We start from the raw sequence: 10,031 nt of genomic DNA on the forward strand, positions 1-10,031 counted from the left end.
GTTTTGGCGCAGTGACATTCTGACTGGTAACTAAACTTGTCGCTAAAGACGTATGCGATTTCTTGGTTTTGGCGCAGTGACATTCTGACTGGTAACTAAACATATTTGCTATTTTCAAAAGTGTTATTCAGTTTTGGCGCAGTGACATTCTGACTGGTAACTAAACCCACTTTCTACACAAAATATACAAATATCGGTTTTGGCGCAGTGACATTCTGACTGGTAACTAAACTGCTTTGCAATTTGAGAAACGCGACTTGGAGTTTTGGCGCAGTGACATTCTGACTGGTAACTAAACGTGCAGTCTGTTAAGCTTGCACAGATGAATGTTTTGGCGCAGTGACATTCTGACTGGTAACTAAACACGGAGCAATCACATCATTTGGTGATGCTTGTTTTGGCGCAGTGACATTCTGACTGGTAACTAAACCAAAGAGAACAAGCTGCCTTATTAAAATGGGTTTTGGCGCAGTGACATTCTGACTGGTAACTAAACGATACACCTGATTGGTACGGAAAGCAATTAGTTTTGGCGCAGTGACATTCTGACTGGTAACTAAACCATCACGAACGAAGCCGATTACAAAGACGCGTTTTGGCGCAGTGACATTCTGACTGGTAACTAAACAACGGTATCACTGTTAAGGTTAACTCTTATGTTTTGGCGCAGTGACATTCTGACTGGTAACTAAACGTTGTTTTGCGTGACGCTTACGCAGGCGGTGTTTTGGCGCAGTGACATTCTGACTGGTAACTAAACCAAATCACCTTGAATATTCAATTTCTCACAGTTTTGGCGCAGTGACATTCTGACTGGTAACTAAACATAGTTATCAAGAATTTCACTAACTATATAGTTTTGGCGCAGTGACATTCTGACTGGTAACTAAACTTGATACTCTTACGGCTGCACTTGATGCTGGTTTTGGCGCAGTGACATTCTGACTGGTAACTAAACACTTACCGCATCGCCTAAACCTTGAGCCTCGTTTTGGCGCAGTGACATTCTGACTGGTAACTAAACGACACCTTCGTGACCGACTTCAGCCACACAGTTTTGGCGCAGTGACATTCTGACTGGTAACTAAACTGGAGAAATTTTGAGCTTCCTGGAACATGCGTTTTGGCGCAGTGACATTCTGACTGGTAACTAAACTCTTTTACACAGTTTACGCCTGCGTTGCCGTTTTGGCGCAGTGACATTCTGACTGGTAACTAAACCAAACTCTCAGCCTCAGCCTCAGCCTTAGCGTTTTGGCGCAGTGACATTCTGACTGGTAACTAAACAACCGTTATATACTCTATTTTGTCATTGTTGTTTTGGCGCAGTGACATTCTGACTGGTAACTAAACGCTTGACTTATAACTAATTTATAATTGTGAGTTTTGGCGCAGTGACATTCTGACTGGTAACTAAACTTAGCAGCGTCGGCAATGGAACAGTTTAGGGTTTTGGCGCAGTGACATTCTGACTGGTAACTAAACAGCGTTTGCTCCCTTAACGTCAGCACTCACGTTTTGGCGCAGTGACATTCTGACTGGTAACTAAACACCTATACCATATGACTACCATATGACTACGTTTTGGCGCAGTGACATTCTGACTGGTAACTAAACATCAATCATTATCACAAACATCATTGTCCGTTTTGGCGCAGTGACATTCTGACTGGTAACTAAACACAAAGAGTTACGCCATTGGATGGGATGATGTTTTGGCGCAGTGACATTCTGACTGGTAACTAAACTAGAGGGTACGGGAATTGGTAGGGGGTAGTAGTTTTGGCGCAGTGACATTCTGACTGGTAACTAAACTTTTCTGTTCAGAAACATCAATCAGCGGTAGTTTTGGCGCAGTGACATTCTGACTGGTAACTAAACTAGTGGCTTTTAAGATTGGCTCAACCTTGCGTTTTGGCGCAGTGACATTCTGACTGGTAACTAAACCTAACCGCTCCAATCTTCACACAAGCCATTGTTTTGGCGCAGTGACATTCTGACTGGTAACTAAACTTCAGCACTGGATTAAGTTCCCAGGACAAAGTTTTGGCGCAGTGACATTCTGACTGGTAACTAAACCACAAACTGAAAACGTGGCATAGATAAGAGGTTTTGGCGCAGTGACATTCTGACTGGTAACTAAACCTATTTTTCTTTTGTGACGGTTCAGAATATGTTTTGGCGCAGTGACATTCTGACTGGTAACTAAACAACGCCTGAGAACTTGTACCCCTTAGCGTCAGTTTTGGCGCAGTGACATTCTGACTGGTAACTAAACGTATAGGTCTGCTATTGTTCCGTCCATGTCGTTTTGGCGCAGTGACATTCTGACTGGTAACTAAACGGCTGCAAAGAAGGCGCAAGAACTGAGAAGGTTTTGGCGCAGTGACATTCTGACTGGTAACTAAACTTTGTGCTTGTTACGGCTTCAGCATAGTCCGTTTTGGCGCAGTGACATTCTGACTGGTAACTAAACAGGGGTCGTAAGACCCCTATCCTTGCCTAAGTTTTGGCGCAGTGACATTCTGACTGGTAACTAAACGGATTATGCCGAAGCGGTTACAAGTACTAAGTTTTGGCGCAGTGACATTCTGACTGGTAACTAAACATCTGATTGCTTGCACATAGATTTTTGAAGGTTTTGGCGCAGTGACATTCTGACTGGTAACTAAACTTCTAAGCTGGTACGTATCGACAAGTCAACGTTTTGGCGCAGTGACATTCTGACTGGTAACTAAACCGATATTTGGGATTATACGCAAACAGTAAGTTTTGGCGCAGTGACATTCTGACTGGTAACTAAACGCTTTCTTACATTGATAAGTCTGCTATGAGGTTTTGGCGCAGTGACATTCTGACTGGTAACTAAACTTATGGCTGTTGCTCAGCGTACGGGTATTGGTTTTGGCGCAGTGACATTCTGACTGGTAACTAAACGTAGGCGTAGCCTTTGGCGCTAACGGCGTTGTTTTGGCGCAGTGACATTCTGACTGGTAACTAAACCAGAAACGACTCTACTCTCTCGTGACATAAGTTTTGGCGCAGTGACATTCTGACTGGTAACTAAACATCTGATTGCTTGCACATAGATTTTTGAAGGTTTTGGCGCAGTGACATTCTGACTGGTAACTAAACTGTAATACGTGGTTTAATTGTTTGATTGATGTTTTGGCGCAGTGACATTCTAACTGGTAACTAAACCTGGTTCTGCACGAGTTGGAGTAGCTTCACGTTTTGACGCAGTGACATTCTGGCTAAAATTAGGCATAATAGTTAATAAAGATACCCACCCGATTCTACTTGATGTGGATTTGCGTGGGTATCTTTAGGTTTTAGCGTAGTGATACTTTGATTGGTGATGTTAGATAAAGATTGGCTATCTCATTTAGATCTAGACGGAAAGCGCTGGTCATAATCAATTTTGTTGACATTATATTGAAGGAATGTAGAATTACTTTAACAACGCGTAGCATAGTAAGCAGTGCCCTTGTTGGAGATGACTCAGGTGCAATTCCTGGCCGTTGTTATTAGCCGCCTTAGAGCGGCTTTTTGTTTAGTGTAGATTTTGATGTGTGGTTGTACGCCAGCAAAAAGCACCTCGGTCATCCCACAAGCGGGGATAGCGAGGGTGCTTTTGTTTCACTGTAGCATATGCTTGCTGTGAGAAACCGGTCGGACGCGCAATCCTATCAACTATACTTGTGGCAAATATTTTGACGTAATGCTTCAACAGCACGTTCTTCTCGGATGGTAGTGGAGATCCTTACATGAAGTCTTTGATTGTGTACTATTCATATTCCGGCATTACAAGAAGGCTTGCAGAGGATATTGCGCTGATTACCGATGGTGAGCTGCTGGAGCTTAAGCCTCAAGATCCCTATTCTTTCTCGTATAACACGGCGGTAAAAGAGGTTAGAGCGCAAATAGAAAAGGGCGTTTGTCCTGCACTTATGCCAAGTGAAGTACATGTTGCTGACTTTGATACTGTTTTTATAGGATCGCCAAACTGGCTTAAAACATTTGCTCCTCCGGTGCTTTCGTTCTTGAGGGCAACGGATTTGAGTGGTAAGACAGTCATTCCGTTCTGCACGCATGGCGGTGGAGGATTTGGCAATATGATTGAGGAGTATCAGAGAGAATGTGGTACTTCTCGCGTGATACCAGGGCTGGCAGTAAAAGGTACGTATACTTTTAGTGAAGTGCAAAAATGGCTGGATTCGATAGGGTTAGACGATGCGAGTACTTCTAGCTGAAGATGAGAAAAGAATGGCCGCGGCTATCGCGGCCCTATAAAGTAAATGGCGTGCCCTCTCTCTCTGCAGAGCGAGGATGCGCGCCAGTGTTATATGTAATATATCACATTTTTCTTGGATAAAAGTGTCTTACACAGACGTCTTTCTCGACAAGGCGTCTTTTTATTTATGCAGGTAGATGGGTGTATTACAAAATATGCGAAAATCGAATATTTATAGGTTGACGTGCAGTTTTATAAATATTCTAAAGTCGCATATTTTAGACTTTATCTGGGGCTATTCAGTTTCCGCATCATCATGTGCAAGCAAGGAGTTGAACAGCTCGTCGATATCGGAGTGTCGCTGAGCGGTTTCTTCCTTAGCTAACATCCACGTGCCATCTTGGTAGTAAAGAACGTCACCCTGGCAAGCATCGCTCGGTAGCTCGTTGATAGAAACGGTCAGCATATTGCCTGGCTGGTCATCTAGTTCAAGCACGGCAAGATTGTTGTCTTCAAATCGATCAATGATTGCTTTCATTATGAGTTCCTTATGGATTGCATCGATTACAAGGCTCGTAGCCATTTGCTTCAGCTTCTTCACGGGTCATTTCTGTGAGTACAGTATTTCTCCTGAAAGACGGACAGGATTCGCGGTGATACTTTTTTCCTGTACGCGTCACATAAACTGTATCTTGAGATCTATCGTGGGTTTGTGTTGTTTCTGAAGGTGTAGTTTGTGCAGAGGTTGTCGACTCTTCTGAGGTTGTTGTTTCTTCTGGCTTTTCTTCTTCTTTAGGAGCAGGCGCGACAACTGAATCGTTTTTCTCGCCAGATACTTTAATTGTTTTACCATCACACGTAATAGTAATGGTTCCATCTGCGCCAGTACCCCATACTTCGACAGAGTGTTGATGAAGGACATCAAGTACTGACTGCATCGGGTGCCCATATGAATTATCAACAGCATATGAAATTACAGCATATTTTGGAGATAGCTTATGGATAAGCTCCTCGTTTGTTCCTGTGTCTGAGCCATGATGGGAGACTTTTAATACATCAATATGGCCTGGATTACTGCTTGCAATAGCCTTAATTGGTGCATCACCGGTGAATAAAAACGTTTTATCACCAAAGGTCAGTTTGATAATTACTGAGTAATCATTTGTGTCAGAGAAATTTGCATCTTTTGAGGGCCAAAGAATTTCAACTTTATAGTCTTTGGTTTGGTCGATTACTGTACCGGCTACAGCAGGAGTAATCTTTAAATTTTTCTTTTGGATAGTCTCAAGTAAATTCTTATACGTTGCAGTATTGTTTGTTTTATTCGGAGCATAAATTACCCCAATATCATTATTTGAAATGATATCAGCCATTCCACCAATATGATCTTCATCTGGATGGGTTGCTATGAGGTAATCAATTTTGTTCCGTCCGAGCTCTTTGAGTTCTTTTTCAACTTGAGAACTAGACTCAGTTGGTCCAGCATCTATGAGAATTGTTTTTTCAGGTAAAGCTATAAGAATAGCGTCTCCCTGTCCAACATTAATATATTTAATGGTTACCTCAGCAGGTTTCTTTTCTTCTTTTGGAACAGAAGGAATTACAGGAGCAGGTGCAGGAGTTGTAACCTCGTGTTTTGTAGGTTCTGGAGAAGAAGTATGCGTTGGAGCGGGCTGCGCGTATGCCGCACTAAGATAAAACACTGTACTAAGAGCGACTAAGGCCATGCCTATTTTTTCTTTGCTGGTATATCTTTTATGAGGTTTGATTTCTCCGCGTAAAAGTCTTTTTGGCGCATTTATATCGTTAAAAATGAAGTACATATAGCACTCAAGAATAGGATATACAAAGACCAACGTCACAAGCCATCTTTGGCCGAAGTTTGCCGTAAAAATGAGTAATGTAAAGTTGATAATCAATCTAAGTAAGCCTGATTTCCAACCCTTTAAATAAAACTGGGGTATACCAAAAATGCCAAAAAACATAGAGAGTATTAAGGCAAAAAAGTAATTCTTTTGATGATCTTGCGTAGGTTGTTTTTGCGTAGGTTGTTCTTGCGTAGTTTTCTGGCTGTTTGAAACATTGCTGGCGAGTGTTTTATCTGATTCTGGTTCTTCTTGTTTTGCGTAGCTGCTGTTAGGAGGTTCTGGCGTAGCAGAATGCTTGGATGAATCCTCTACTATCTTTGTGTCATTAGCGTCAGGAGGTTCTGGTGATTCAGACTTTTTGGGTGAGTCTATTTTCTGCTGTGTGTTATTACTAATCTCCTCGTCATAACCCTCTTTTACTTGCGATGCTAGGTCACCAGCTTTTTTAGGCAGAGATTCTGCAGCATTTTTAATTTTTGCAATTTGCTTGCCAATTTCTTTTGGATCAAACATAAAGCCTCATTAGAACACGTATTACTGAATCGTCCAAGACTAAAATTTAACACTATTCAAAAACGTGAAAGATAAAATAACGGTGAATGGTAAATTTAGCTTGTCAAGCGTTATGAGACATAAGTCGATAATCAATTTACGTTAAAAAAGAAATTATTTAACTAGCCAGTCCAGGGCTTTCTGCATTCTGCCTTCAACGTTTTGGAAGTGATTTCCACGGTTGAGTTCAAACGTTGAGGTAATTCCCGCGTTCTCAAACCTGCTAGCGAGAAGTTCGGCGTTTTCTCGTACGTGCATTATTTGCGGATTGGGAGTTCGTGCTTCTCGGTCACCCAGAGAAAGATAGGCGTGTGTGAGGCCGACCGCTCCTTCGTTGAGCTGCTGATCTACGTAGTCCAAAAGTCCCGGAAACCAAAACGATCCCGAGACAGCTCCGATGCGCTGAAAGGTTGGGGTGGGGGCGGCGTAAGGCTGCGACGGGGCGAGGGCGCTGAGCTGCGGCGCCGTAGCGGTGTCGTGCTGGCAGTCGCGTGCGACCTGCTGCGAAATGCCAGATTGGGTCACGCCAGCCCAGAGGCTGAATAGGCCTGCAAGTGAGTATCCCACAAGAACCCTATACGCTGGTGGCTCAGTGAGCGCCGACTCCGTCCAGGGGATGACCTGGTTGATAAGGGTATCGAGCGTTTTCTGGGCGCCGTCGCCAAAGTTGGGTCCCTTGGCAAAAACGCGCGGGGCGCACCAGGGCGAGAAGTTCTCTTCCCACAGGTCAATGCCGATGTTTACTAGGCTGACGCCTTCAGGTACCTGAACGGGGGAGTTGTCGGCCACGTCACCCAAGAGGTAGACAATAGGAGCTCCAGCTACAGAGGACATCTGCGTGTGGACGGAAAGTCCGGAAATGGTCGTTTTTCTCGCCACGGGGTTGGCGGGGCGTGTAGCCGTGTCGGCGATGGGATGCGTAGCCGCATCGGCGGCGTGGTGCGTATCTGGTGTAGCGCTCATGCTACTCACTCAACGTCATTTGCAGGTAGTAGACGTTTTCGCGCAGGTGAGAGGCAACCTCGCGGTCGATGACACCCTCAAACTGCAGGCGCGAAATCTGGTCCAACTCAATGCGCAGGGCGTTTTCTGCCACGTCGTCGGCGTATTTTCGAGCGTCCGCAATCTGCTGCCTAAAGTGAGGCGACATCTTGTGTGAGCTCAGGTTGTAAGGCAGCAGGTAGGAGACTTGGGTGGTGCTGGAGTCATGCTCATCATTGATATTGATGCGGCCCCAGATGGACTCAATTGCTGACTCGTGGTCGATCATCAGATTAGATGCGATGACCGCCAACTCCTCATCGTCGCCGTTAGCGATGCGTTCCAGGTCATCAAGCTCCGCGTATTCCATCTCAAGCGCGTATAAACACGCCTGGTAGTAGGACTGGTCTGCGTCCTCAAGGTGCCTGATTTCGCCGTCGATGATGCGTTGCGCTGCCAGCTTAAGCTCGTGAAGAGCAACGGTAATACGCGAGCGGTGGTTTGTTGTTGCAGCAATATTTGCAATAGGTCCGTAATAGCCTACTGACCTGCGGATTGAAGTAATGTCATCGACAATTTGATCCCACGGAATGGGGTTGTGCGTTTTAATATGGCGCTCACGTAGCTCCTCGAGGCATTTCTGCTGGACTTCTGTCTCGTGAAGGACCAGCTTTTTGACAAGTTCTCCCGAGCCAGGGACAGTGATGCGAGAGGCAAACAAGCGGTTGGTATAGCGCGTGATAGTCAAACGAAGCGCAGGTAGATACTTTGCTTTGGAGTTTTCCGACTGCAGCAATCTCCTGAGCTCCGCAAGCGTTGCTTCCAAGACGGCAATCTCTCCCTCATGGAGACGTTCGGGCAGGTCAGAGTCTGCTTCAGGGGACTTTGATAGCACGGGTAACAGATTGTCCGCTAAAAGCAACGTGGCGAGAATAACGCCGGCGGCGATGGTAATCAGCAGATCCCTCTGCGGAAACGCTGCTCCGGACTGTGTTGTGAGAGGCAAGGTGAGGATAATCGATAACGTTACCGCACCTTTTGCACCTGCAATAGTGGTAACCAGCACGTTCTTGATGACCTCGGCCGACGTGATTGAGATGGGCTTTATGGCGCACGTGGGTTTGGGCTGCTCAGCGATCTGCTCCGAGGTTTGCTCCGAGCCCAGTTCAGCGAGCGGCTGGTCGGGTTTCTCGCCGTCGGGGCTGCTACCTGCGAGGTCATTCTCGCCGTCGACGGCGTCTTTTCCGGTGCAGAGATGGCCGCCCTTGTGGAGCTTGTAAGTTTCCAACGCGTAGAGCCACGCAAAGCGGACACCGTGCATGAACAGGGTAATCACGACAACAATTCCTAGAATCTGCAGGATATTGAGGCCGCCGTTGGTGCCAGGAAGTACGGCAAGAGGGAGCTGCATTCCTAGGAAGACAAAGATGGTGCCGTTGATGAGGAAACTAATGACTTTCCACGTGGAATCTGAGACCAATTTTTGCCTTGCAAATAGCGCATTATTGCTCTGCCTTCGTGGGAGCGCAATCACCAAGCCGGCTGCTACAACAGCAAGTACGCCAGAAACGTGGAAGGTTTCGGCAAGGAGATAGACAAGAAACGGTGTCAGTACTTCATAGAGGACGTTTGCAACGGTGTCCTCGTAACCCAACCTACCAAGCATTGCGTTGATGGCAGAGAAGGCAAAGCCAGTGACAATTCCCATTGCCACGCCGCCCACAAAAAGCACTGTGAAAGATCCCGCTGCGTCTACCAGCGAGAACGCGCCCGTCACGGCCGCAGCTACGGAGAACTGGAATGCAACGACGCCTGATGCATCGTTAATCAGAGACTCTCCCGAGAGAAGCGTTTGCTGGCGATGGGTCAGGTGGATGTTGGACTTAAGCGCGGTGACAGTGGCTGCATCGGTTGGCCCCAGGGCCGAGGCCAGCGCAAACGCCGCAGCTAGAGGAATTGAGGGGACCATAAGGTGGAGGGCATAGCCGACTGAAAGCACGCTGACAACTACGAGAGCAATCGCCAGCGACAAAATACTGTTCAGGTTGAGGAGAAGTGCACGAATGTTGGTTTCTCTCGTCTCGTTGAACAGGAGTGGGGCAATAAAGAGCAGCATAAAGAGCTCGGATTCCAGGTGAACCTCCTGGACGCTGGGCAGCACGAGCGCAACAAGCAGGCCGATAACAACCTGGATAACGGGGATGGAAACGTTGACAAACTTGTCGATAACCGAGGAAGCCGCGACGCAGGTCAAAACAATGAGCACAAACTGAAATGTCTCCATCAGGCTTCCTTTCTGGTCGTAGGTGGCAACGGCGCGCCCGCGGCGGCTGTGCAGCGAGCGCCGGGTGTGCAGCGAGCGCTGGGCGCCGGCTGGCGGCGAGCGCCAAGTCCGC

General features: G+C 46.4%; 5 protein-coding genes and 1 CRISPR repeat array. Of the genes, 1 reads left to right on the forward strand and 4 read right to left on the reverse strand.

Annotation, left to right across the window (positions count from 1 at the left end):
* Positions 1-3,267: direct repeats of the CRISPR family, unit length 36 nt; unit sequence GTTTTGGCGCAGTGACATTCTGACTGGTAACTAAAC.
* Between the two features lie 500 nt (positions 3,268-3,767).
* Positions 3,768-4,253, forward strand: a complete 486-nt coding sequence (locus RWJ96_RS06560; RefSeq protein WP_314019579.1) for a flavodoxin — start codon at positions 3,768-3,770, stop codon at positions 4,251-4,253.
* A 276-nt stretch (positions 4,254-4,529) separates the two neighbouring features.
* Here the strand turns inward: RWJ96_RS06560 and RWJ96_RS06565 are convergent, their stop codons facing one another.
* From RWJ96_RS06565 to RWJ96_RS06580, 4 genes are all read right to left on the reverse strand, one after another.
* Entirely contained in the window at positions 4,530-4,772 is a 243-nt protein-coding gene (locus RWJ96_RS06565; RefSeq protein WP_314019581.1) for a DUF3006 domain-containing protein, read from the reverse strand.
* 10 nt (positions 4,773-4,782) lie between these two features.
* A complete protein-coding gene (locus RWJ96_RS06570) occupies positions 4,783-6,615 on the reverse strand; it encodes an MBL fold metallo-hydrolase (RefSeq protein WP_314019582.1) in 1,833 nt (610 codons plus the stop codon).
* A 153-nt stretch (positions 6,616-6,768) separates the two neighbouring features.
* On the reverse strand, positions 6,769-7,617 hold the full coding sequence (locus RWJ96_RS06575) for an alpha/beta hydrolase-fold protein (protein ID WP_314019583.1): 849 nt from the start codon (positions 7,615-7,617) through the stop codon (positions 6,769-6,771).
* Between the two features lies 1 nt (position 7,618).
* Entirely contained in the window at positions 7,619-9,919 is a 2,301-nt protein-coding gene (locus RWJ96_RS06580; protein ID WP_314019585.1) for a sodium:proton antiporter, read from the reverse strand.
* Positions 9,920-10,031 lie beyond the last annotated feature (112 nt).

It is taken from the genome of Lancefieldella parvula, assembly GCF_963547875.1.
Taxonomy (GTDB): domain Bacteria; phylum Actinomycetota; class Coriobacteriia; order Coriobacteriales; family Atopobiaceae; genus Lancefieldella; species Lancefieldella parvula_D.

Coding starts and splice junctions, on each gene's coding strand:
- RWJ96_RS06560 (WP_314019579.1), top strand. CDS start 3,768: ATGAAGTCTTTGATTGTGTACTATTCATATTCCGGCATTACAAGAAGG.
- RWJ96_RS06565 (WP_314019581.1), bottom strand. CDS start 4,772: ATGAAAGCAATCATTGATCGATTTGAAGACAACAATCTTGCCGTGCTT.
- RWJ96_RS06570 (WP_314019582.1), bottom strand. CDS start 6,615: ATGTTTGATCCAAAAGAAATTGGCAAGCAAATTGCAAAAATTAAAAAT.
- RWJ96_RS06575 (WP_314019583.1), bottom strand. CDS start 7,617: ATGAGCGCTACACCAGATACGCACCACGCCGCCGATGCGGCTACGCAT.
- RWJ96_RS06580 (WP_314019585.1), bottom strand. CDS start 9,919: ATGGAGACATTTCAGTTTGTGCTCATTGTTTTGACCTGCGTCGCGGCT.